The sequence below is a fragment of the Nostoc sp. C110 genome, from assembly GCF_043099725.1.
GTDB lineage: Bacteria > Cyanobacteriota > Cyanobacteriia > Cyanobacteriales > Nostocaceae > Nostoc > Nostoc muscorum_A.
Map to the genome: position 1 here is coordinate 3751798 of NZ_CP171148.1, position 23235 is coordinate 3775032.

At 42.1% G+C, this 23235-nt stretch carries 22 protein-coding genes; 12 read left to right on the top strand and 10 right to left on the bottom strand.

The genetic code is table 11. The annotated features are described in order from the left end of the window. Window positions 1–5: 5 nt before the first annotated feature. A complete protein-coding gene (locus tag ACFFRD_RS21485) occupies window positions 6–605 on the bottom strand; it encodes an MBL fold metallo-hydrolase (RefSeq protein ID WP_392477284.1) in 600 nt (199 codons plus the stop codon). A gap of 173 nt (window positions 606–778) precedes the next feature. On the opposite strand from ACFFRD_RS21485, the gene ACFFRD_RS21490 reads away from it, so the two are divergent. Beyond that, window positions 779–1957, top strand: coding sequence for a pyridoxal phosphate-dependent aminotransferase (locus ACFFRD_RS21490; protein ID WP_392477285.1), 1179 nt, complete (start codon window positions 779–781; stop codon window positions 1955–1957). A gap of 406 nt (window positions 1958–2363) precedes the next feature. Further along, on the top strand, window positions 2364–3854 hold the full coding sequence (locus ACFFRD_RS21495; RefSeq protein ID WP_392477287.1) for a glutamine synthetase family protein: 1491 nt from the start codon (window positions 2364–2366) through the stop codon (window positions 3852–3854). 151 nt (window positions 3855–4005) lie between these two features. On the opposite strand, the gene dnaA is transcribed toward ACFFRD_RS21495, so the two are convergent. After that, window positions 4006–5388 (bottom strand): chromosomal replication initiator protein DnaA, encoded by a 1383-nt coding sequence (dnaA, locus tag ACFFRD_RS21500; RefSeq protein ID WP_392477289.1) that lies wholly within the window; start codon window positions 5386–5388, stop codon window positions 4006–4008. A gap of 164 nt (window positions 5389–5552) precedes the next feature. Between dnaA and ACFFRD_RS21505 the strand changes: the two genes are divergently transcribed. Together ACFFRD_RS21505 and def are read left to right on the top strand one after the other, a co-directional pair. After that, on the top strand, window positions 5553–6794 hold the full coding sequence (locus ACFFRD_RS21505) for an HhoA/HhoB/HtrA family serine endopeptidase (protein ID WP_392477291.1): 1242 nt from the start codon (window positions 5553–5555) through the stop codon (window positions 6792–6794). 85 nt (window positions 6795–6879) lie between these two features. Next, window positions 6880–7410 (top strand): peptide deformylase, encoded by a 531-nt coding sequence (gene def / locus ACFFRD_RS21510; RefSeq protein WP_392477293.1) that lies wholly within the window; start codon window positions 6880–6882, stop codon window positions 7408–7410. Between the two features lie 161 nt (window positions 7411–7571). On the opposite strand, the gene ACFFRD_RS21515 is transcribed toward def, so the two are convergent. Then, on the bottom strand, window positions 7572–9263 hold the full coding sequence (locus ACFFRD_RS21515; RefSeq protein ID WP_392477295.1) for an NAD-binding protein: 1692 nt from the start codon (window positions 9261–9263) through the stop codon (window positions 7572–7574). 350 nt (window positions 9264–9613) lie between these two features. On the opposite strand from ACFFRD_RS21515, the gene ACFFRD_RS21520 reads away from it, so the two are divergent. Both ACFFRD_RS21520 and ACFFRD_RS21525 read left to right on the top strand, forming a co-directional pair. Next, entirely contained in the window at window positions 9614–10711 is a 1098-nt protein-coding gene (locus tag ACFFRD_RS21520) for a D-alanine--D-alanine ligase family protein (RefSeq protein ID WP_392477298.1), read from the top strand. 201 nt (window positions 10712–10912) lie between these two features. Continuing rightward, the gene (locus ACFFRD_RS21525) at window positions 10913–11563 is read left to right on the top strand and encodes a hypothetical protein (RefSeq protein ID WP_163932842.1); all 651 of its coding nucleotides are present in this window, start codon (window positions 10913–10915) and stop codon (window positions 11561–11563) included. Between the two features lie 337 nt (window positions 11564–11900). On the opposite strand, the gene ACFFRD_RS21530 is transcribed toward ACFFRD_RS21525, so the two are convergent. Then, a complete protein-coding gene (locus ACFFRD_RS21530; protein WP_392477300.1) occupies window positions 11901–12389 on the bottom strand; it encodes a hypothetical protein in 489 nt (162 codons plus the stop codon). Between the two features lie 163 nt (window positions 12390–12552). On the opposite strand from ACFFRD_RS21530, the gene ACFFRD_RS21535 reads away from it, so the two are divergent. Next, entirely contained in the window at window positions 12553–14442 is a 1890-nt protein-coding gene (locus ACFFRD_RS21535) for a protein kinase (protein ID WP_392477302.1), read from the top strand. 9 nt (window positions 14443–14451) lie between these two features. Further along, a complete protein-coding gene (locus ACFFRD_RS21540; protein WP_392477304.1) occupies window positions 14452–15069 on the top strand; it encodes a Uma2 family endonuclease in 618 nt (205 codons plus the stop codon). 202 nt (window positions 15070–15271) lie between these two features. Here the strand turns inward: ACFFRD_RS21540 and ACFFRD_RS21545 are convergent, their stop codons facing one another. The 5 genes from ACFFRD_RS21545 to ACFFRD_RS21565 form a co-directional block, all read right to left on the bottom strand. After that, window positions 15272–15931 carry a heterocyst differentiation related protein gene (locus tag ACFFRD_RS21545; protein WP_174709225.1) on the bottom strand — a complete coding sequence of 220 codons (660 nt, stop codon included), beginning with the start codon at window positions 15929–15931 and terminating at the stop codon, window positions 15272–15274. 241 nt (window positions 15932–16172) lie between these two features. Then, complete coding sequence (gene trpA, locus ACFFRD_RS21550) at window positions 16173–16991, bottom strand: tryptophan synthase subunit alpha (RefSeq protein ID WP_392483134.1); 819 nt, start codon at window positions 16989–16991, stop codon at window positions 16173–16175. Window positions 16992–17106: 115 nt separating this feature from the next. After that, window positions 17107–17418 (bottom strand): DUF3007 family protein, encoded by a 312-nt coding sequence (locus tag ACFFRD_RS21555; RefSeq protein WP_392477306.1) that lies wholly within the window; start codon window positions 17416–17418, stop codon window positions 17107–17109. Window positions 17419–17443: 25 nt separating this feature from the next. Beyond that, on the bottom strand, window positions 17444–17656 hold the full coding sequence (ndhL, locus tag ACFFRD_RS21560) for an NAD(P)H-quinone oxidoreductase subunit L (protein WP_012412810.1): 213 nt from the start codon (window positions 17654–17656) through the stop codon (window positions 17444–17446). A gap of 984 nt (window positions 17657–18640) precedes the next feature. Further along, on the bottom strand, window positions 18641–18787 hold the full coding sequence (locus ACFFRD_RS21565) for a hypothetical protein (protein WP_392477309.1): 147 nt from the start codon (window positions 18785–18787) through the stop codon (window positions 18641–18643). Between the two features lie 214 nt (window positions 18788–19001). Between ACFFRD_RS21565 and ACFFRD_RS21570 the strand changes: the two genes are divergently transcribed. Further along, window positions 19002–20321: a hypothetical protein gene (locus ACFFRD_RS21570; RefSeq protein WP_392477311.1), complete on the top strand. Its 1320-nt coding sequence runs from the start codon at window positions 19002–19004 to the stop codon at window positions 20319–20321. Window positions 20322–20336: 15 nt separating this feature from the next. On the opposite strand, the gene ACFFRD_RS21575 is transcribed toward ACFFRD_RS21570, so the two are convergent. Then, window positions 20337–21254, bottom strand: a complete 918-nt coding sequence (locus tag ACFFRD_RS21575) for a lysylphosphatidylglycerol synthase domain-containing protein (RefSeq protein ID WP_392477313.1) — start codon at window positions 21252–21254, stop codon at window positions 20337–20339. Between the two features lie 336 nt (window positions 21255–21590). On the opposite strand from ACFFRD_RS21575, the gene ACFFRD_RS21580 reads away from it, so the two are divergent. From ACFFRD_RS21580 to ACFFRD_RS21590, 3 genes are all read left to right on the top strand, one after another. Next, complete coding sequence (locus tag ACFFRD_RS21580; RefSeq protein ID WP_392477315.1) at window positions 21591–22181, top strand: hypothetical protein; 591 nt, start codon at window positions 21591–21593, stop codon at window positions 22179–22181. A gap of 235 nt (window positions 22182–22416) precedes the next feature. Then, entirely contained in the window at window positions 22417–22779 is a 363-nt protein-coding gene (locus tag ACFFRD_RS21585) for a transposase family protein (protein ID WP_392477317.1), read from the top strand. 5 nt (window positions 22780–22784) lie between these two features. Then, a complete protein-coding gene (locus ACFFRD_RS21590) occupies window positions 22785–23201 on the top strand; it encodes a hypothetical protein (protein ID WP_392477319.1) in 417 nt (138 codons plus the stop codon). Window positions 23202–23235: the final 34 nt, after the last annotated feature.

The following is a 23235-nucleotide window of genomic DNA, read 5'->3' on the forward strand; positions in this document are numbered from 1 at the left end:
CACATTTACAGCGTGGCTACAAGTTCCTGTAAGCGATCGCGTCCATCGCGGAAGACGGGCCAACCATCCCCCACCAGCACTGCTTCAACTCGACTCAGTTGAGCCAACCTGCGAACCGAAGCAATAGCTTCCTCTCGATTCAGTAGCTTGTCATCTGGCAATATAGTTAAGCTACCTGCTTTACGTGCCCTGACTAAATCCCCTGTAATCAAAGTTGTCTCTTCCAGTAACAGAGCCAATTCACCGGGAGTTTTCGAGCCGTGGAGTTCAATTACCTCCAGTCCTGGGACAAATTCTTCACCATCAGACAGCCAGCGATCGCAAGGTATGGGAAAAGTGTCTTTTTCTGCCACAGGGCCAGCGATCTTAGCATAAGTTTGATCGGCAATATCTTTACTTGCCCTGACATGCTCAGAATTCGTCAGCACAATCCAGACTACACCACCGAGGGATTTCAAATGATTCCAATCATGGTTTGATAGGGCTACTGGGTCAATCAAGATGTTTCCATCTGGGCGAATCCAGGCAATCCCATTGAAATCAATATTTCTTGCCGGATTGAAATTAGACCAGCTATAGAGATCGGGACGGTGCAAAGATTTCATGATGATTCTGGATCAGTACTTCAGTAATTGACTATTAATATCAATAATTAAGTATATAGATTATAAGGTTGCATTCCCTCTGAATCTCGAATTTGAGTATACTACGATAAAGCTATCGGTATTATGGGTTTTATAAAAATTCCTGTATAACCGCAATCGAGATTAACGGAGGTATGGGAGTGAGTGAGATTGGGCGTAAAAAAATATCAGCGAAGGTAGACCAGTTTAGAGAGTCGGTAATTCGGGAAATGACACGGGTGGCACTGCAATATAGTGCAGTGAATCTGGCTCAGGGGTTCCCTGATTTTCCATGTCCCCTGGAGTTGAAACAGGCAGCTTATGAAGCAATAAAGGCAGATGTCAACCAGTATGCCATTACTTGGGGCGATCGCGCATTTCGTCATGCGATCGCTAGCAAAGTTCGTTGGTATCTCGGCTTAGATATCGACCCTGAAACCCAAATCACCGTCACCTGTGGTTCCACAGAAGCAATGGCATCTGTAATGCTGGCGACAGTTGATCCTGGTGACGAAGTAATTGTATTTGAGCCTTATTACGAAAACTACGGCCCCGATGCGATTTTAGCTGGTGCCACACCACGGTACGTAACACTGCATCCTCCCCATTGGACATTTGATGAAGCACAGTTGCGTCAAGCTTTCAATGCCAATACCAAAGCTATTATTATCAACACACCCCATAACCCCACCGGCAAAGTCTTCACTCGTGAAGAACTCACCCTAATTGCTGAACTTTGTCAAAAATGGGATGTGTTAGCCTTCACAGATGAAATCTACGAACATATTCTCTATGATGGCACTCAACATATTGCCCTAGCGACCCTTCCCGGTATGGAAGAACGCACCATTACCATTAACGGTCTATCCAAAACTTATAGTGTCACCGGATGGCGAGTTGGTTACATTTTGGCAAACCCCGTATTAACGGGAGCCATTCGCAAAGTCCATGATTTTCTTACCGTTGGCGCTCCCGCACCATTGCAAAGAGCCGGAGTTACCGCGATGCAACTACCACCATCCTATTATGAAGAATTAGGCAAACTTTATCACCAGAAGCGAGACTCCATCTTACAGATACTCGATGGAGTTGGCATTCCTTACTTCCTTCCCCAAGGAGCCTATTATGTTCTTGCAGATATTTCTAAATTTGGCTACAAAACAGATATTGAATTCACTTACCATCTAATTAAAAATATTGGTGTTGCCGTAGTTCCTGGTTCCAGCTTTTTCAGCCAACCAGAAAAAGGCCATGCATTGATCAGATTCTGCTTTAGCAAAACACCTGAGACATTACAAGCAGCGAGCGAGCGCTTACTCAAACTAAGTAAGTAGGCATAAATAATTGTCGTTGGGATAAGGCAATAAAAAATAGGCAATAGGCAATAGGAAATATGAAATAAACCTCATCTATGTTGAAACTAAGAGTTTTTTAAAAGATATATTTATGTAGGTTGGATGGAGTGAAACGCAACCCAACATTACCACCTTATTTATGTTGGGTTACACTATCGCTGCACCCAACCTACAAAACTTGAAGACTAGTGGTCTATCGCATTAATTTTACTAGGTTTGTAGTGAGCGATTTATCGCTCAAATCAAGGATTAAAGTCCTTACTACGAACTTTTATAACCCTTCAGAATTAATGAGACAGACTACTAGTTCCATATTATTCACGGAACTGGCGAAAGAAGTGTCAAACTAACCACACAAGCAGTTGAACATGATTAGACAATCCCAATGAAAAGACCTGGATTTATTGAGCGTCATCACCTGTGGACAGAAATCCAAAAAGAAGCATCTGAAAAGATTAAGGCTATTGTTAAAGAACAGGATTTATTGTTGATTCGTACCGCTTGGTCAGACCAGCATGGCATTGTTCGCAGTAAGTCGCTCTTACCCCAAGCCTTTTTCAGCGCCCTGGAAAACGGTATGCAAATCAGCACAGGGACATTCCTGTTTGATAGTGGTGGTGCAATAGTATTTAACCCGTTTGTCTCTGGCGGTAGTTTAGATATGCCTTTGATGACAGGTGCGCCAAATCTTGTGGCTGTTCCTGATCCTGATACCTTCAAAATTGTGCCTTGGGCAAAACGTACTGGCTTTATTCTCTGTGATGAGTACTTTCAAAATGGTCAGCCAATGCCCTTTTCTAGTCGCGGTATTTTGCGCCAATCATTGGTAGAGTTACATCAAAGAGGGTTGGAGCATATTGTCGGCTTAGAAGTTGAGTGGTATTTGGCAAAGTTGGAAGATCCGATGTTAGCGACCGCTAATGTTGGTAGTTCTGGAAAACCCGGTGAACCTGCTAAAGTTAGCGCCGTAGACCATAGCTTCCAATACCTTTTAGAATCTCATAATCCAGAGATTCAAGATTTGCTGTTCCTTCTGGCAGAAAACTTAGTTGAAATGAAATTGCCTTTAAGGAGTGTAGAAAACGAAGGGGGTGTTGGTCAATTTGAATTTACTTTTGAACCGATTCCTGCATTGCAAGCTGCCGATACAATGATGATATTCCGAATGGCAACCAAGCAAATCTGCCGTCAACAAGGTTACATCGCATCATTTATGTGTCGTCCAGGGCTGCAAGGTTCTTCTTCCAATGGCTGGCATTTGCACCAATCTCTTGTAGACCGAACTACAGGCGAGAACGCTTTCATGTCTGCAAACTCCCAAACCCTCACGTCAGATTTAGCTAAACACTTCGTTGGTGGTCTTCTCAAACACGCCAATGCTGCTTCTGTGTTCACAACCCCAACAATTAACGGCTACAAAAGATTTAGACCTTATTCTCTAGCCCCTGACCGTGCGGGGTGGGGATTGGAAAACCGAGGGGCAATGATTAGATTACAAGGCGGTTTTGATGACCCCAGTACCCACATTGAAAACCGAGTTGGAGAACCAGCAGCTAATCCCTATCTCTATATGGCATCGCAATTGATTTCTGGTTTAGATGGTGTAGATTGTAAACTTGACCCTGGCTCCCCAACAGAGTCACCTTATACTACAGAAAATCCGATCTTACCCAAAAGTTTGTCAGAGGCGATCGCATATTTGAGCCAAAGCGAACTTTTTGCTCAAAAAATGGGGCAGCAGTTCATAAACTTCATCATTAAGATGAAAGAGAGTGAAATTAATCGCTTTTTGCAGTCCGTCGCCGATCAGCCACCAGAAGAGTATTTAAAGCAGGTGACTAACTGGGAACAAAAAGAATATTTTGAATTATTTTGAGTTGAGTTTGGTTTCTCACTCTTTTACAGCACTTTTCATGTATTTGAACCACATCCGTTGTAGGGGCAATTCATGAATTTCCCCTACAACGCAATACTGTTCGGTTAAGGCAAGAGACGCGATAAATCGCCGTCTCTACAATAATCAGTCTTTACGAATTACGCCTTGCGGTACTAGTCATGTTGATGCGATCGCTCAGTTGGCGGATTGTTTGTGCTAAAGTGCGATCGCTCTGGTGGAGTTGGGTAATTTTATCGCAGCTATAGATTACCGTTGTATGGTCTTTACCACCAAACTCCTCGCCAATTCTCGGCAAACTCAGAGATGTGTGTTGACGCATGAGATACATTCCTATTTGACGCGCCCAGCTAATCTCTCTTCGTCGTGAGTTACCTTTGAGATCGTCTATTGAAACATCAAAATTATCCGCTACAACCTTTAAAATTGCTTCTGGGGTAGCTGCCATTTTTTCGTTAGGCGGTTCTAAAACAGGTGTGATATTTTCTACCGTCATCGGTAAGCCCCAAATAGAAATATAAGCCACCGCCCGAATTAAAGCTCCTTCTAATTCTCGAATATTAGAAGTATAATTAGAAGCAATATACTCAATCACATCGCGGGGAAGACAAATATTTTCATCCTCGGCTTTTTTTTGCAAAATTGCCATCCTAGTTTCTAAATCTGGCTTTTGGATATCTGCGATTAACCCCATAGAAAACCGAGAACAAAGACGTTCTTGTAAGCTAGGAATCTGGTTAGGAGGGCGATCGGAAGCAATCACAACTTGTTTGCCAGCTTCATGTAAAGTATTAAAAGTATAAAAAAATTCTTCTTGAGTGTATTCTTTGCCTTCAAGAAACTGAATATCATCAACTAATAAAACATCAGCAGCTCGATAATGTTCTCGAAAGCTTTGCATACTATCTTTACGAATTGCTGTAATTAAATCATTAGTAAACTGTTCAGTAGAAACATAAAATATTTTACAATCAGGACAAATTTTCCAGCGATAATGACCAATAGCTTGCATCAGATGAGTTTTACCTAAACCTACGCCACCACATAAAAATAAAGGATTAAATTCTTTACCGGGAGATTCTGCAACTGCCAAAGAAGCAGCGTGAGCCATCCGATTGTTGGCACCAACTACAAATCGTGAAAAGACATATTTAGAATTTAATTCAGTAGTTTTATGATTGTGATGAGAAACAGCTTCAGGAATACTGCTAGGATTTGTTGATTCCCAAGAAACCTCGCGTTCACTAAAATGAGAAACTTCATCACCTTGAGCAACAGTAATGTAAATTCCTACGGGATGACCAAGAATATCTTGTACTGCATGAGCAATGGTATTGATGTAATACTTCTGTAACCAATTACGAGCAAATGGGTTAGGGGTGCGGATTACTAAGCAATTATTTTCTAATCGCTCCGCACTAGCAGTTTTTATCCAAGTTTCAAAGGTCGGTCGGGATAGTTCAACCTGTAGGCGCTCTAGTACCTGACTCCACAGACTTTCTATGGGAATTTCCATTATCCACCACCTTTGCTGCTAATCGTCACAATAGAAGATAAAGCATCAATTTAGCATCCAGACACGCTAGACCTAGAATAAGCTTTTAAGTTGTAATCATTTTGGGACATACCCAGTAGGCAAGATCCTAACACTCACCGACTGACACGGAGAAGCAACGATACATGAAAACAACAAACCATGACTTAGCACCCAAAAAAACTGATACCAGGGGTTTGCCCCAGAGGTGGTGGATGCTCTTATATGGGGTAGCGATGGTGTTCTTGGGAAGCTGCTCTCTTGTACCAGCTAAGACCTTTGAAACTCGACAAAGTGACACTCAACCCCAAGAAACAATAGAACCCAATCAGGGAATTGTCCCCCCGCCGATTTTCTCGTCGTCTGGAGATCCTAATTTTGTGGTAAAAGTAGTACAAAATGTGGGGCCTGCGGTAGTTCGCATTGATTCTTCTCGAACAATCACTTCTCGCGTACCAGACGAATTTAACGATCCATTTTTCCGGCGGTTTTTTGGAGACGCAACACCACAGCCTAGACAACGGGTAGAGCGCGGTAGTGGCTCTGGATTTATCATTAATTCTTCAGGTCAAATTTTGACCAATTCCCATGTGGTAGATGGTGCTGATAGAGTGACTGTCATACTCAAAGATGGCCGGACTTTTGACGGTAAAGTACTAGGTGAAGATCCAGTAACGGATGTTGCTGTGATCAAAATTGATGCTAATAATCTGCCAACCTTATCTGTAGGTAACTCTGATGCTTTACAACCAGGAGAAGCAGTAATAGCTATTGGCAACCCTTTAGGCTTGAATAATACCGTCACTTCTGGGATTATTAGTGCTACAGGTCGTTCTGGTAGAGATATCGGTGCTAGTGACAAGCGGGTTGATTACATCCAAACAGATGCTGCGATTAACCCTGGTAATTCTGGTGGGCCATTGCTTAATGCTCGTGGGCAGGTAATAGGGATGAACACAGCTATTATCCGAGGCGCTCAAGGCTTGGGATTTGCTATCCCCATTAACACTGCACAAAAAATTGCCCAGGAATTAATTGCTACAGGCAAAGTCGATCATCCTTATTTGGGTGTTCAGATGGTGACACTGACACCAGAAATTAAAGAAAAAATAAGAGATAAAGCAGGCGATCGCTTAAATCTTACAGCAGATGAGGGCGTTTTGCTGGTTGAGATTGTGCCGCGATCGCCAGCAGCTGTGGCTGGACTACGAGTCGGTGATGTGATTAAAAGCATTAACAGCCAGCCTGTTACTAAAATTGAAGAAGTACAAAAGCTGGTAGAAAATAGCAAAATCGGTACTAAGTTACCAATACAGGTGGAACGCAATGGGCAAATTGTCCAAATAGCAGTTCAACCTGCTGCTTTACCCGCAAGACGAGAAGGATAATTTTTGTCATTGGTCATTTGTCATTGGTCATTGGTCATTAGTGAATACCAATTCCCCATTCCCCATTCCCCAATATAGTTTTATCATGACTGAATTAGCACCAATCATTCAATTAGGCAATCCAACATTGCGCCAAAAAGCTGTTTGGGTTGAGAATATTCAAGATGAGCATATCCAGAAATTAATTGAAGACTTAATTGCCACTGTTGCCAAGGCTAACGGCGTGGGAATTGCTGCGCCTCAAGTAGCACAATCTTATCGTTTATTTATTGTGGCTTCCCGTCCTAATGCCAGGTATCCCAACGCGCCGGAAATGGAACCTACTGCTATGATTAATCCCAAAATCATTGCTCATTCAACTGAAGTTGTCAAAGATTGGGAAGGTTGTTTAAGTGTTCCCGGAATTAGAGGGTTAGTTCCTCGCTATAAATCTATTGAAGTGGAATACACTGACTGTCAAGGCAATTTACAAAAGCAAGACTTAACCGATTTTATTGCTCGGATTTTTCAACACGAGTACGATCATCTCGACGGTATCGTATTTGTTGATCGCCTAGAAAGCACTCTTGATATGATTACTGAACAGGAATATCAAGAACGAGTAGTTAACAAGTAAATGAAAGTGGAAAGTAGGGAAAATACGGTTTGGTTAAGGTTTTTTGATGAAAATTTTAGATCACAAAGACGCGATAAATCGCCGTCTCTTGCCTTAACCGAACAGTATTGGAGTGGGAAGTAGTGTATTTATTACGAATCGAATTACGAATTACGAATTATTTAAGCGTGTGTTTCGCAAACTCGCTCATCCCGCCACAATTGATATAGCCGTGTCGCTGGCATAGTCATATATAAAACATCACCAGCACTGAGGCTTGTCTCTAATAAATCCCAACCGTGAAGGGTTTGGTGATTCGTTTCTACGTACAGAGGTACACAGTCAGCAGACATGGCTACATCTTTCACCCACTGACCACAAAAGGCGTGTAAAGGTGTAATCACAGTTGCAAAAGCTACCCAAAGGCTATCGGCTGTGATGCCATTGCCCAGAATGCGTCCCCCTAGTGCAGCAGCAGCAAAAGCTGGTGCTGCTAATTCAGCCGGACTCAGTACTGCCTCGAAGCCAAATAGCTGTTGAGCTATGCCAGCAAAATCGGGATCGGCATAATGAACAATCACCGGAATGCTGGGTGTTAAACCTTTGGCTTTGAGGGCAATTTCCAGATTAGTGGCATCATTGCTAGTAACAGCAATCACTGCGGCAGCAGAGTCTATATTGCTGGATTTGAGTATTGTGCGGAAACTGGCATCACCCTGAATCACGGGGATACCGAGTTCGCGGGCGGTGTTGATATATTTGTTATTGGAGTCGGGTTCAACTACTACAACTTCATGTCCGCTGGCGTGGAGTTGCTGGACAATTCTCACCCCAATACCACTTAAGCCACAGACAATGTAGTGATATCGCTGAGGTATTCTGGCTGCATCCCAAAATTGCTTAAAGCGGCTTCCTAAGACAAAATCGGTGAGCATTGCATACCAAATACCAATCACCACCGCTCCAACCAACATCATCACAACAGTAAATAACTTAATAGTGTTAGGAGCATTTTCTACTACTTTGTCATTACCACCTGCTCCTGTAATCATACCTACAGAAAAATAGAGAGCATCGACAGGAGATAAACTCAACTCAGCCGACATATAGGTGAGTGTAGCGATCGCAATAACTGCAAGTAACACAACAGCACCTATCAATACCGATCGCCCGTGTTGTTGAAACTGCTTAAAATTAGTCATGACTTTCAGCAGTTTTTTAATCAATGACCTGCGGGGAGAACGGATACGGGGTTGTGTACCAATAATTAAGCGATCGCCTACTTGGATCTCTTGTCCAGATATGACAGCTGATACCAAATCCATCTCACCTTTGACTGGCAAGTAATAAATTAGCATCCGTGATCGGTCTTCCCACAATTCACTCAGCTTTAGACCTTTCCAGAAGTGGTTTTCATCAATGTATTCTTCATGAATCGGCCAAGTTTGCTGAAATAATTTGATTTGTCCGATCGCTCGGTTTCCCATCGCTGCAAAGGTGAATACGGGTGCTGCTAATCCCACAACACTCATACTCAAATGGTCTGGCAAACTTTGATCTAGGCGCTCGCCCAAATTTGTATTATAAAAACGGTTGATAATCCGAATCTGAGGATTCAGCACCCGCGCTTGCATCATAATAGACAAATTCAGAGCATCTTTAGAGCCAGCGATGACTATAGTGTGTGCCTGTTGAATTCCTGCTGCTGTTAGGGTAGAAGCTGCTTGTAAATCGCCAACAATCACATCTCCTGCGGTTTCGCCAGGGATAGATTGGTGATGAATGCCAACAACGAAGGCTCCCTGATGTCTCAGCAAACGAAAGGTTTTATATCCGGTACGTCCTAAGCCGCAAACAATAATTCTGGGTTTCATGAAACGGCAGCATCTTTTACAGGTAGGGCTGCATTTCTAGTTATTGATCAATATTGTTGCCCATTTTCCTGGAATATTACTGTAGCTGACAACACGATTGTTTCAATTGAAGGCAGGGGGCATGGGGCATAGAGAAGAGACAAGGGAGACAAGGAAGAGGGGGGAGACAAGGAAGAGACTTGTTCAATAATTCCCCCTTGTCCTCCTTGTCCTCCTTGTCCCCCTCGTCCCCTAATCCTTCCCTGCTCCCTGCCTCTTCGTTGAAGGGGCAAAAAAATAATATAGAAAAATATGGCAATTTTTGTAGGTTGTGATACGCTATCTGCTTGAGAAGTGTCGAGGAACCGAAAATGACTAAGCTGCGCGTGGGGTTACTGTTTGGCGGTCGTTCGGGAGAACATGAAGTTTCAATCAAATCAGCACGGGCGATCGCTAAAGCCCTGAGTGCAGAGGAAAATGCTAGTAAGTACGAAATACTTCCTTTTTACATCCAAAAAGATGGACGCTGGCTAGCGGGAGAAGTACCCCAAAAGGTTTTAGAAACAGGCAATCCGCTTCTGGAAGCAGAACAAACTGCTGAGGGAAATCTGACATCCAATCCTCAAGCCCAAACCCTAAGTAAATGGGAATCTCCCTCTCAAGTTGCCCAAGTGGATATTTGGTTTCCCGTTCTCCACGGTCCCAACGGTGAAGACGGGACAATTCAAGGGTTATTAACTTTGATGCAAGTCCCCTTTGTTGGTTCTGGGGTGTTAGGTTCGGCGATGGGGATGGATAAAATTGCCATGAAAATGGCCTTTGAGCAAGCGGGACTAGCACAGGTAAAATATAAAGCGATAACTAGAGCGCAAGTTTGGTCTAATCCTTGCGTGTTCCCAAAATTGTGTGATGAGATTGAGGCAGCATTAGGTTATCCCGCTTTTGTCAAACCTGCTAATTTGGGTTCATCAGTGGGGATTGCCAAAGTGCGATCGCGCCAAGAATTAGAAGCCGCCTTAGATAATGCCGCCAGTTATGACCGAAGACTGGTGGTAGAAGCTGGTGTCGTCGCCAGGGAAGTTGAGTGTGCTGTTTTAGGCAACGATCAACCCCAAGCCTCTATCGTTGGAGAGATTAGTTATAATAGCGATTTTTATGATTATGAAACTAAATATACAGAAGGTCGGGCAGATTTACTGATTCCAGCACCGATTCCAGATGCGATCGCTCGTAAAATTCAGGACATGGCTTTGGAAGCCTTTGCAGCTGTTGATGCTGCGGGATTGGCAAGGGTCGATTTCTTCTATGTGGAAGCGACACAAGAGGTTTTGATTAACGAAATCAATACGTTGCCAGGGTTTACGGCGACGAGTATGTATCCCCAACTCTGGGCCCATAGTGGAGTCTCCTTTCCAGAATTAGTTGATCGGTTAATTCAACTTGCTCTTGAAAGGTATTCTCCTAACTGACAGAAAAAATAAGCAAACTGATTTCAGAGCATTAAGGCGAGAAGTCATAAGAAATACACAATTTTGACAAAACTTAGTCGGATTTGGTAGCTTCTGTTTTACAAAAAAGCTACTGGAATCTGAAATTTTGTTACGGATACCTGATGCTTGACTCCTCCAGTACAATTTATTGACTAGAGGGGTACAAATCTGAAAGTAATCATGGAAAAAAGTCAGAGTGTACAGCGCGAGCCAACCCAACTCAGAAGGGCTACTCCAGAGCTGACAAACAGGAAATCGAGATTAAAACAAAGCTCGAATGTTCTGATATATCTGGTAACACATCATCCTTGGCTATTGTTAACTGGGTGTTTAGCCATGTTTTTAGGAGGTGGTGCCTTTGCCCTGTATAGCTTAGGTAATGCTGGACAGGTAGCACAAGAAGAACCAGAAACAATCCCAGTTATTGTTGAAGAACCAATCAGTGTGCCCTCTGAGAATAGTAACCCTACACCTTTATGGATGGTAGCTGCGATCGTCCTCAGTTGTGGTGGTGGTTCTTTGCTCGTTTTCAAAATGCTCAACCGGAAAACGCAACCGCAAAAAGTCCAAAAACAGGTTAACCGACATCAGGCACGCTTGGCACAAAGCCAGTACCAAAGATTGGAACCACGCCTTCCCAAGAACCAACCAATTTTTGTGCCACAGCCACAACTGATGCCGCTAATGCAGATGCAACCTAAAGCAAAACATCTGGTGACGGTTCTGCCAGCAGAACACAAGCACCACTTGGATACGCGCACAGATTCTTTGGCAGACTTAATGGATCTTCGTAAAAATAGTTCATTGTCTGCAATTTTACGCCAGTATTAAATTTAATGTAAAGCAAAAACCTTTCAAAATAATACTTTTTGCGAATTAGGGCACGGTTATACCGTGCCTTTACTAATTTTATCGAACAGAATTCAGAATTCAGAATTCAGGAGTCAGAATGCAGGAAAGGTATTCTGACCGAAAAAGCGGATAGCGCAGCGTCTCGTAAAGCCTTCTCTACGAGACGCTGCGCGTAGCTTGCTTACACGAAGTAGGTACGGCATAGTAACCTATGAACGAGTCCGCGCACTCCTACGGGAATCTTGCTAGCAAGAGCATCTCGATTCTGACTCCTGCCTTCTGCCTCTTGCCTTCTGCCTCCTGCCTCCTGCCTCCTTCATCCTTCTGGCAATTTAGCAAACGCCTGTTCAACTAAATCCTTTGCTTTAGCATCCAAACGCAGCCAATCCACTTCACTCAGTTCATCAATTAAACTAGTATCAATATCAGCAGCTTCTTTCTGTGGGCTGTATTCAATAAAACACACTTCATAACACAATTCCCACAAATCGATACTCGCTTCTTGCTGTTGACGCTGCAAACGTAGATGATATCCTGGATGGGGCATCGGCAAACGAGTAAGAGTCTCTCTAATTTCATCGGCTTCTTTGGGCGTTGCAGTTTCCATTGCTTGCAACAACTCAGTCACTAATGTTTTGATTTCATCAGTGGTGTTAGGCGGCCAAATCAGGACATCATGGTAAGTTCCCGTCCAAGAAGATTCATCAAGGGACTTGCGGATATTATCGATAACGCGAATGAAAGCAGGTTGCATGAGGATTTCAGCCTGCTGCCATGCAACTGGATTTGTTATTTTCGGTGGCATTGGTAATAAACAGGGGCACTAAAAGAAAAATAAACAGTCTGCGTTTATAAAAAAGCTGCGTTTTTAATCTAAATCTTTTCTCAAGATAGCGGATTTCATTGAAGAAAATTTGGAGATATTTATTACCAGCTGGACAATTAGGTAATAACTCTGGGGAGGGAATATGATCGGCAAGCTACTAGACCATCGTTACCAAGTAATTCGAGTCCTCGCAATGGGAGGATTTGGTCAAACTTATATTGCCCAAGATACTAGGCGGCCCGGCAACCCCATTTGCGTTGTCAAGCACCTCAAACCCGGAACTGACCCCAGAGTTTTTGATACTGCTAAACGCCTTTTCAACAGCGAAGCCGAAACCTTAGAAAAACTGGGCAACCATGACCAAATACCAAGGCTGCTAGCATATTTTGATGAAAACCAAGAATTTTATTTAGTACAAGAATATATTGAAGGACATACCCTAGCTGAAGAACTTACACCTGGTAAACGCTGGAGTGAAAGCCAAGTAATTCAACTATTACAAGAAGTTCTGGAAATTCTCGAATTTGTCCACAGCCAAGGCGTTATTCATCGGGACATCAAACCGGATAATATCATCCGTCGCACCTCAGATAATAAGTTAGTTTTAGTGGACTTTGGGGCAGTGAAGCAACTGCGTACACAGATGGTAACAGTGGGGGGACAAGCATCTGCCACAGTAGTTATCGGCACTCCTGGCTATATGCCCACAGAACAAGGGCAAGGTAAACCCCGCCCTAACAGTGATATTTATTCCCTCGGCATCATTGCCATTCAAGCACTAACAGGATTATTGCCAACAGCATTGCAAGAAGACCCAGAAACGGGCGAAATCATTTGGCAGCAATCAGTAACCGTAAACTACCGACTGGCGGCAGTGTTGACGAAGATGGTGCGTTATCACTTCAAAGACCGCTATCAAAACGCCACGGAAGCACTGCAAGCCTGTAAAGATGCGATTAATCCTGTAGCTACACTTTCCCAACCCCAAGAATCCACCAAATCTAGACCTCAAGTATCTCGGCTGCAAACGGTTGCATTTGCACCAGCAAATCCTGTCAAACCTGTCCGTAAAGACTCTGGTAAATCCGACCCATGGCCAATATTAATTGGCATATTATTAGCGGGTGGTGCGGCTGCCTTAGTCGCAAATGTATATCCAACTGTGAAAAATTTAGCTTTAAATCTTACAGGTAAGGATACTACTTTAGTAAACAAATGCTCGGCTCTTGTCGTCGGAAATTCTAATATCCGTTCTGAACCTAGTTCGATAAATTCTGATAATATTTTACAAACAGTTGCCGATAACACCAGTTTCGAGGTAACAGGTAAGCGGACAAAACGAGGTTGGATAGAAGTTAAACTTAAATCTGGTCGTTTAGCTTGGGCACACCCGGCCGTGATCATCAATAATCAAGAATGGGCTTCTTGCCTGCGCGAAAAAGGTATTGCAACTAAGACAGTAAATGATAGTAGCTTGATTGCTACTCGACCGACTCCCAAGCCAAAAGCAAAATCTAGTGATGTAGCAACTCCCTTACCAGAAAAGCCGAAGGGGTCAACTGACGATGTGGACAAATCAGAACGATCGCAGCCTAGTGATAACAGTGCCAATATTATAGAGCAAGCAAAACAGAAGTATGATTCAGGGGATATAGTTGGAGCGATCGCACTTTTAAAATCAATTCCAGCAAATGCTGCTTCTGGTATCCAAGAGACGGGCAAAATGATTGCCCAGTGGCAAGACGATTGGGCGAAAGCAGAGGCGTTATCTAATGAGATCAACAAAGCAATCGATGATGGTAAATGGGATAAAGTTTTAGATTATAGAAACCATCCAGAAAAATTGCCTAATACTAAATACTGGCGAAACAAAATAGAACCATTATTTAAACAAGCAGCCGAAAACCTGGCAAAACAGGCACTAACTCAACTAAAAAATCAAGGTAATCCCAAGAGTAGCCAACAAAAACTTCCCGATACTAACCAACCTGCTAATACAGAGAATCCCAATACTAAGGCAAACTCACAGTAATCAATTATTATGACCCAAGCCTTACCAAAAATAGTTACCTTTGACGAATTTATCACCTGGTATCCTGAAAACTCTGCGGTACGCTATGAATTGCACAATGGGGAAATTGTCGAAATGTCACAGCCTACGGGGAAACATGAAAGGATAAAAGGATTTTCGGCGGCTGAATTGACTTTAGAGTTTAGGCGATTAAATCTCCCCTATTTTATTCCCAATCAAGCAATTGTAAAACCACCAGAAAGAGAATCAGGTTATTTCCCTGATGTATTAATAATAAATGACGCTGCTTTGGTTGATGAACCTTTTTGGGAAAAGTCTTCTACTCTTACTAAGGGTGCATCAATTCCTTTAGTGATTGAGGTTGTCAGTACCAATTGGCGCGATGATTATTATCTGAAACTTGCCGATTATGAAGAAATGGGTATCCCTGAATATTGGATTGTTGACTATGCAGCATTGGCGGCTAGGAAGTTTATTGGTAATCCCAAACAACCCACTGTTTCAGTTTATCAACTAATTGATGGAGAATACCAAGTCAGTCAGTTTCGAGGTAGCAATCGCATTATATCTCCTAGTTTCCCTGAGTTAATTTTGACGGCAGAACAAATTTTCAAAGCTGGTCAATAAATATTGAATTCACTATCTAAAGGATAATCAGCTATGCCTCATCGGTGAGAGGCTAAGATTAAGCGCCTTTTGTCAATCAATTAAAATACTCAAAATAGTCTGATTGAAAATGATAATCGTACATGGGTAAGGGTGGAAATAGGCAAGCGACTCTCACCTCCTTCCACCCTCTATTTGATTATCTGTTATTTGATTTTCCCGATTAGTGCATTTCGTCGTATTCTGGGGCTTCAACTCGTCTTGCTTCCATCCGCGAGGCTGGCAAAAACTCAGCGCGACGCACTGGAACCAAGGGTGGTGTATTTCCTTGGTAGGGGTGAATCACCTGTACAGTACGGGCTGGACGCTGCCGTGGCGAGAACAAAGCCAATACTCCAGCGACTACAACACCACCACCAATAGTCAGAGTTGCGCCTCCCACAGCCCAAAGCATGGGTGAAGACCACCAAGAAGTTTGCGGCTGGAGTGCTGCTACTTTTTGTTGGTTATACTGCTGGGCTTGTTGCCACTGCTGCTGAGTATTGAAATTTTGAACTTGTCCTTGGAGTTGTTGATTTTGCAATTTCAACTGTTCATTGTCGTTTTTTAAACGCTCCAGCTGCATCTGCGTATTCAGCTTTTCCATCTCCAGACGTTGGTCAGCACTGGTAGCGGTTGGTGGCTGATTAGGATTGGGATACATTGGTTGCCCATAAGGGCCGTAAGGATACATTTGTGGCTGTATTCCCGGTGCTACTACCCCTGGCATTTGCGGAGCAACAGCAAAATTAGGTTGTAGGGGGGTATTTGTTCCTTTGAGCAATACGAGAGCCGCCAGCCCAGCTACGGCGACCCCGCCGATAAACGCCATACTCTCACTCATCGCCTTTGCTCCTCAATTGCGACGTAACTATAATCATTTGTGACTGACTCACTCTCACACTCACACTCATAAATTATGCCTACTTGACTTCACATAATACTCAAACTATAAGCGACCGTATCAGCTAGTTTTTTTACATCATGATATCTGATGTTAATATTCAAAACCATAATGGTCAAATTGTCTACCAAACAAGGATAGAAAAACTACGCTGTTATACTTTTTAATCTACTTTTCCGTTCTAATCAAGAGGAGTATTTGTGCTGGTTTTGATGGCTGCTTTGAGACTTTGGCAAAATTGGGCGATCGCATTTAGTCCTTGCTCTGGAGTACCTTCTGCCAACCGTTTGACAACAGCGCTACCCACGATCGCTGCATCTGCGCCCCATTCCTTTACCTGACGGGCTTGTGCCGCTTCGGAGATGCCAAAGCCTACACCGATGGGTTTCTCAGTAACACCACGAATTTGTTTGAGTAAATCGGACACGCGGTTTTCCAGTTGCGATCGCATTCCTGTAACCCCAGTGACGCTGACTAAATAAATAAATCCTTGAGAAGAATGAGCGATCGCTTCGATTCGTTTAGCATCGCTGGTGGGAGCTACCAATAAGATTACATCAATTCCCATCTCCTTAGCTGGTTCGAGCAAGCCTGCTGCTTCTTCCAAGGGCAAATCTGGTACTACTAATCCTGCTACCCCAGCCGCAGCTATTTCCTGGAGAAATTTATCAATTCCCCGATGCAAAATTGGGTTGTAATAGATAAACAGGACAATGGGCGATCGCAATTTGGGAGTAATCCCTTGCAACATCTCCAGTACATGCTCCAATTTTGTGCCCCTTTGTAGAGCGCGGGTAGCAGCAGCTTGAATTACTGGCCCATCAGCTAGAGGATCGGAATAAGGTATGCCCAGTTCAATAATATCGGCTCCATTCTGATCTAGAACCTGCAAAGCTTTTGCTGTTGTTTCTAAATCTGGATCGCCAGCAGTAATAAACGGAATCAGAGCGCACTCATGATTCCGCCCAAGGTTTTCAAAGCAATCAGAAATCGCAGTCATTTTAGTCAAGTGTCAATAGTCAGTGGTCATTGGTCAGTGGTCATTAGTCATTGGTCATTAGTAAAGGACAAATGACTAATAACAAAGGACAAATAACAACTAACCAATGATAACTTTACACCTGAGATTGCTCTTCTTGTTCTATTTCAGCTTGAATTCGTGCTAGCTCTTCTGGAGTAAGCTCATCTAGCCGCTTTTGCAGAAAGTCTTGCTCATATTGTTCCCGTTGTTGGTGGTAGGTCATTTTTTGTCCCACCGCACGGAAAAAATAGGTCGCTAACCAGCCAATTAACCCACTGACTAGTAAGACTTGGCTCCATATACCAGCTTTCTGAGTGTCCAAACCGACTAGCTGCAACATTACATAAGCCAAGCCGCCGGCAATAAAAACACCTAAGCTAATTCCAATAGCGTCAATCCGTCGCATGAGAGTTATGACCTACCAATTCTCGTTAAACTTGAACTTGTCGCCGTTGGGGTCGGAAATTTGCAAACGGCGATAGAACCAACAAACCTGGAAAAAAGAAAAACACCAAAAAGTACATCAACAAACGCTCGATGGAGCTAGCTACATACCAACGCTGCTTCAGGTAGAACAATACAGCAATGGGGATTACCAGAAGGTAAGCTCCAGCCAAAATCAGATATAGCAGGGCGACAATCATAACTTTTTTGGTCTAAGCATCTGTTTTCCATCATAGGCTGAAGAGCCAAACTGAGGGAAGTATAATCATGATGCTTTCAATATCATTACGCCATAATTCCTTTTTTTATCCAAATTGATTGATAAAAGCTAATTTTGTGCTATTATCGTAAATCTACTAGCAAACAAATGCTTTAGTCACACGAGATGAGAAACTCATCTAGGTTGATTACGAATAAAACTTCCGATTTAGGAAGCGATCGCACAATCTAGAAAAAATATTTTCAATCTAGTTGGACAAAAGACACAATTGATGGTGGAATAGATAAGGCGGTATTTGCTGCCTCCAAAAATAACTAGGTTTATATCTAGTTAATTACCAAACACCTGCGGGGGTGTGGCGGAATGGTAGACGCTACGGACTTAGATAACTGAGCCTTGAAGGAGAAATCCCTCAAGTGGAAGCTCTCAAACTCAGGGAAACCTAAATCTGGTGACAGACATGGCAATCCTGAGCCAAGCCGAAGAAAGTCCTGAGTCATGAGTGTTGAGTGCTGAGTAAATTTAAAACTCTAACTCCTAACTCTTAACTCATAAATGTTCGGAAGGTGCAGAGACCCGACGGGAGCTACCCTAACGTAAAGTCGAGGGTAAAGGGAGAGTCCAATTCTCAAAACCTGATTTGGCTATTGTCATCAGGCAGCAGTGAAAACTGCGGGAGGATGAAAATCCGTTGACCGTAATAGGTCGTGTGGGTTCAAGTCCCTCCACCCCCACTAAAAATTGAAAATGCCAAAAAGCTTTTATTGTGACTTTACCCATAACTTTGCCGCAACGGTAAGCTTATGCTTCTAATAAAGAGTGGCAAGGTTATGGTTCCAAACAAATTTCTCTTCGCGCTGCCCTTAAAGCAGCGCGAAATTTTTTGTCGCGAAAACATCCTGGTTTAGCCAATAGCCTTGAAATAGCTACCTCACTAGGATAAATACCTTCAGTGTGAACTTGCCTAACAGCTAGCTTGTTTTACTTGGATTTTTTGAATGGCTATTTCTAGGGTTAGCATATTGGGCAAAAGGAAGGTTTGTAGCCGTATCTCATAATCTTCATAGTAAAGTTCATATAATGCTTGGCTGTAAAGTAGTTTGCCGTCCAAGGGATACTCTTATAATTATTGAGACTAAGTAATTTCACTGGGGTTTTTGATGAAGTATTAAACAATTTAGATTTAATACTTTATTTATGGTCGGATTTTATCAAATTTGTGTAAAAAAATCGCTGAATTTCAGAAGAATAGATTGATGCTAGTGTTCACCAAGGTTAAGCTGGTAATAATATGAACAGGAAGCCTTTTTGTCCTGATAACTGGAATGAACGCTAATAGTTTATCAATTAGTCAGGAAAATCCCCATAGTGTTACATCTAACTCTAGCCAGATAAATGTGCAAATTGCACAAGAAGAGGTTTATAGCTTCTTCGTGGAAATTGTCAAAAAACTGTCACCAGATGATGTTTTGCGAGAATTCAAAGGTTTATTTATAGACGGTCTTGATTCAGAAGAGTCAGATTATATTCCTGGGATATACAGTATTTTTTTAGATGATAATGAGCAAGAACTATGTAATACACTCAAGCGGTGTTGCTACATTATAGTTAATAATTGGAAGACTAATCGAAAAGATAAATATATCCAAGAATTAGTTAATTTATTTGTTAACGAAAATCTCAAGATCAAAGACAATAACGATCCAGTAGTAAAGATTTGTAAGACTTGGCTAGAGAATTTTGTCAACAGCAAAGACTACCAAGAATTGAAATTGTTTGCTGATAAATATGATGAATCATCTAAAGGTCATTGGGCTAATCGCTATAGTTCTTATTTATTAATCGATCAATCTGTTAATAAAAATAATCCCATAGAGCAGCAAGAGGCTGCTAGAAAGCTTTCTAAACAGATAAAAGAAAAATTTAAGTTTGAACTGGCAATGTATATTGCTCGTTCTCAATCTACCGTTTCTAGCACAGCACGCTATAAAAATCCTAGTGTTTTGGGAGACCAGGCTCTACGTTTAATTAAAGCAATTGTTTTAAAAAGAGGGGTTTTTAGTCATGAGAATATTGCTCATATATTTCTCAAACAAACTCAAAATCAAACTCTAGAACAATTTAAAGTTAATCTCGAAAAATATCTATTTCTTTCTGTAGGCAAACAAGAATCAGTTGAGGCTTGGAAGCAGCAGTTTATAGATGTTTTATCATCATGGAAGAAGGATTATAATCAGGAAGTTATTACTAAAGAATTGTTTTTGAGAACTTGTAATCGAGTAATTGATTACTTGACAATAGAAAACAGCAAAGAACCTTCGTCATTATTTATCTTATTAATTAGTCAAGGTCATGCTCTAACATTGGTAATTATACTTTTGAAAATAATTCTAATTTGTAATAATTCCCGTCGTCATTTAGAAACTCGGATTGCTCATCTGATTCGTTTTTACGAAAACTATTCTGAAGATGAATGTAAAGGTGTAATCAATTTTATGGAGATTTTTAATATCACGTTTGCAATTTATGCAGAAAACGTAGAATATAACTTGATTAAGATGGAAGAGCAACAAAGCAGTAATCCGCAGTTGAATCTGGATGGTTATCGTGTGTTTTCACAGATGAAAGTAGATAGACCCAAATGAGTTTTGCCTAATTTATTATTTAGGAAGGCGTTCGTCTAAGTAAGCGAGGGTAGCGCCCGCAGTTTCAGCTAGAATACTAATGAGGCGATATAGAGCGATCGCACTGAATACTAGGGCCGCTGGAAAGTGATGTTGCAAAAGTTGATATGCAGTCGCTTCAAATACACCTAACCCACCAGGCGCACCCGGAATCACAAAACCTAACAGCCAAGCGCAACTAAAAGCCCCTAGCAACAAAGGAATTTGATTTACGTTCAACGAACCTAGGGCGGACATAGTTAATATAAACCCAGTGGCGCGTAGTCCCATAAAGCCCAATTCTCCTAATAAAGGGCGTAAAGGGTAGCTTTTCAGACTGAAGGGAACAGTTGGTTGAGTTGTAGCAGCAGACTTTTTTGCTTTTAATCTGTATAAAAAGCGAATAATTGGGTTTAAAAACCGGGGATGAATTGCACAAAGAACTAGAGCTAAACTCAATAATTGTAGTACTTGAATAGCAAGGGTAGTATTAGCCGCCGCAAATTGGCTACCGCATAAGACAATGATGATTAAAGCAGCCGCTAGCATGAGTAGGGGTTCTAGCAAAACGCTTAAAGTGGCTGCACCAGCAGAAATATTGGCATTTTTGGCGGCGACAATTCGCCCGTAATGATGCCAGATATTACCTGGTAAATACTTAGCGATGTTCGTTTTTAGGTAAACTTGGATAAATTGGGGAGATGATACAGGTTGATTTAACTCTTGCAGAATCCAAGTCCAAATCCAGCCTGCCCAAGTATGCGCTAGTAAAGTTACGCCTGTAGCGATCGCTATAATTGCCCATCCTACCCCATCAATGCGAATAGCAGTCACTCCAATCCAATTATCCTTCAAGGCTTTCGCTAAAAAAAACAGCGTTCCCCCCAAAATTATCCAGCGTAAAAATTGCTTCATGAATTTAGTAATTTAACGGTAGAGCAACAAAGGCTAAATGCCTCAAATTTTATGGCACATCAACGATATATCCAAAGCTTTTGAAATATCAAACAGTTTGACGTAGCTCTTTTTACAACAATCAGATTATTTTAGTTTATATCTTCCTAGAGTTAGATCAAACTATTCCTTTTGTACTAATTAAAATGTGACTTGCGCTAGAGGTAAAACTTATTTCATTATTCATACTATTAGGTAAAGTTATTATTCTTTCTGAATGCTTGGGATACAAAAATAATTCCAAATGCCATCTTGTTTGAAGTTTAACTTAGTCACAAAAATGCAAGAGTGAGAACTATGAAAAAAGCGATTACTTGGCTAAAAAACATTCGTCCCTTGAAAGTTTTAACTGTTTTTTTAGCAGGGATGTTTCTATTTATGGCACAAGCTTGTGGGGCTCCAGGAGTAGCAACACAGCCACCACAGCCAGGTTCCCAAGCACCTAACGTCAAGCGATACGATCCTACAAAAGATTATCCTCTGAATTCTCCTGCTGGTGGGATGAATAACTTTAGTGATGTAGATCCCAGAGCGAGAGATGAAAAGGCAGCGAATGACAGAGCTGATGCGCTAGTAAAGAATGCTCAAAGAAATATTGAACAGAAGGGAATTGACAGCCGAGAGCAATATGGCAAGAATTTTCAGCAAGGTACACCCCTTGGTGAAAGAGTGAAGAACCTGGGTGAAGATGTTGGTAGTTCTGCTGAGGAATTGCGTGAAGGTGTTGTTAAGGGGACTCAGCGTGGATTTGAAAATCTCAAAGGAAATACCCAGAATGCTGCCGAAGACTTGACAAAAAATGTTCAGCGTGGGGCTGAGGATGCTGGTAAAAATGTTCAGCGCACAGCTGAGGATGCAGGCAATGCAGTCAAGAGAGCGGTTGATTGAAATTAGTCATTTAATTCTTGTAAAAATTTGAAAGCGCCCACAGACTTATAGTCTGGTGCTACTACAACAAAGCCTGTCTATACAGGCTTTGTTTTGGTTTGAGGTGGGGTTTAATTCCCTTAGAGGATGTCTGAGAAGTATCAAATATTTCTTGATCCCCCCTAACCCCCCTTAAAAAAGCAGGGCTGTTTCATTCCCTAAAACAGGTAAAATAGCAAGGGTTGAGGGGATAAAAATGATGGGTGCAGTTCTGATTGAACAATTGAAGCAAGTAGCAGACTTTAGAACGACAGATGGGCGAAGACACCCACTGTGGTTAGTGTTGCTGTTGGTGATAATGGGAACAATGAATGGATATGTGGGATATAGGGGGTGGGGAGATTTTGTCAAAAGGCATAGTCGGGTATTAATAGAGAAATTTGGGATTGAAAAACATGGAGTACCATCATACTCAACAATCCGACGTGTAGTGATGGGAGTAGATTTCGATAAGCTGGCAGAAAGATTTAATGAATGGGCAAAAAATTATGTTGATTTAGAGGAATCAGAATGGTGTGCAACAGATGGAAAAAGTATTAATGGACTAGAAAAGTCATAGAAAAAATGCCGAATCTCACAAAGCCGCAAGCAGTAGTACTGGCAATGTGGAGTTTTGGGATAGTGATGACTCAATCAAGTGGACTAACAACAGTTTCAGTATTTTTAGCAGAGTTGCTGGGTAAAAAAGAGAATACTGTGCGCCAGCAACTGCGAGAATGGTATCGAGATGCTGAGGATAAAACGAAGACAGGACGGACTTCATTAGATATTACAACTTGTTTTAGTCCACTACTGTGCTGGATTTTAAGCCTTTGGCCGCAGAACGAAAAGCGTTTGGCTCTGGCAGCAGATGCCTCGACTTTGAGCGATCGCTTTACTGTACTAGCAATTAGTATTGTTTACCGAGGTTGCGGAATTCCTATTGCTTGGAAAATAGTCTCCCTCACCGTTGGCTTAGTTGCTTCCGCCGTGGATTTTTAGTGATTAAGGCCGCTGTTCTTAATCGTCTTCCATT

Coding starts and splice junctions, on each gene's coding strand:
- ACFFRD_RS21485 (WP_392477284.1), bottom strand. CDS start 605: ATGAAATCTTTGCACCGTCCCGATCTCTATAGCTGGTCTAATTTCAAT.
- ACFFRD_RS21490 (WP_392477285.1), top strand. CDS start 779: ATGGGAGTGAGTGAGATTGGGCGTAAAAAAATATCAGCGAAGGTAGAC.
- ACFFRD_RS21495 (WP_392477287.1), top strand. CDS start 2,364: ATGAAAAGACCTGGATTTATTGAGCGTCATCACCTGTGGACAGAAATC.
- dnaA (WP_392477289.1), bottom strand. CDS start 5,388: ATGGAAATTCCCATAGAAAGTCTGTGGAGTCAGGTACTAGAGCGCCTA.
- ACFFRD_RS21505 (WP_392477291.1), top strand. CDS start 5,553: ATGAAAACAACAAACCATGACTTAGCACCCAAAAAAACTGATACCAGG.
- def (WP_392477293.1), top strand. CDS start 6,880: ATGACTGAATTAGCACCAATCATTCAATTAGGCAATCCAACATTGCGC.
- ACFFRD_RS21515 (WP_392477295.1), bottom strand. CDS start 9,263: ATGAAACCCAGAATTATTGTTTGCGGCTTAGGACGTACCGGATATAAA.
- ACFFRD_RS21520 (WP_392477298.1), top strand. CDS start 9,614: ATGACTAAGCTGCGCGTGGGGTTACTGTTTGGCGGTCGTTCGGGAGAA.
- ACFFRD_RS21525 (WP_163932842.1), top strand. CDS start 10,913: ATGGAAAAAAGTCAGAGTGTACAGCGCGAGCCAACCCAACTCAGAAGG.
- ACFFRD_RS21530 (WP_392477300.1), bottom strand. CDS start 12,389: ATGCCACCGAAAATAACAAATCCAGTTGCATGGCAGCAGGCTGAAATC.
- ACFFRD_RS21535 (WP_392477302.1), top strand. CDS start 12,553: ATGATCGGCAAGCTACTAGACCATCGTTACCAAGTAATTCGAGTCCTC.
- ACFFRD_RS21540 (WP_392477304.1), top strand. CDS start 14,452: ATGACCCAAGCCTTACCAAAAATAGTTACCTTTGACGAATTTATCACC.
- ACFFRD_RS21545 (WP_174709225.1), bottom strand. CDS start 15,931: ATGAGTGAGAGTATGGCGTTTATCGGCGGGGTCGCCGTAGCTGGGCTG.
- trpA (WP_392483134.1), bottom strand. CDS start 16,991: ATGACTGCGATTTCTGATTGCTTTGAAAACCTTGGGCGGAATCATGAG.
- ACFFRD_RS21555 (WP_392477306.1), bottom strand. CDS start 17,418: ATGCGACGGATTGACGCTATTGGAATTAGCTTAGGTGTTTTTATTGCC.
- ndhL (WP_012412810.1), bottom strand. CDS start 17,656: ATGATTGTCGCCCTGCTATATCTGATTTTGGCTGGAGCTTACCTTCTG.
- ACFFRD_RS21570 (WP_392477311.1), top strand. CDS start 19,002: ATGAACGCTAATAGTTTATCAATTAGTCAGGAAAATCCCCATAGTGTT.
- ACFFRD_RS21575 (WP_392477313.1), bottom strand. CDS start 21,254: ATGAAGCAATTTTTACGCTGGATAATTTTGGGGGGAACGCTGTTTTTT.
- ACFFRD_RS21580 (WP_392477315.1), top strand. CDS start 21,591: ATGAAAAAAGCGATTACTTGGCTAAAAAACATTCGTCCCTTGAAAGTT.
- ACFFRD_RS21585 (WP_392477317.1), top strand. CDS start 22,417: ATGATGGGTGCAGTTCTGATTGAACAATTGAAGCAAGTAGCAGACTTT.
- ACFFRD_RS21590 (WP_392477319.1), top strand. CDS start 22,785: ATGCCGAATCTCACAAAGCCGCAAGCAGTAGTACTGGCAATGTGGAGT.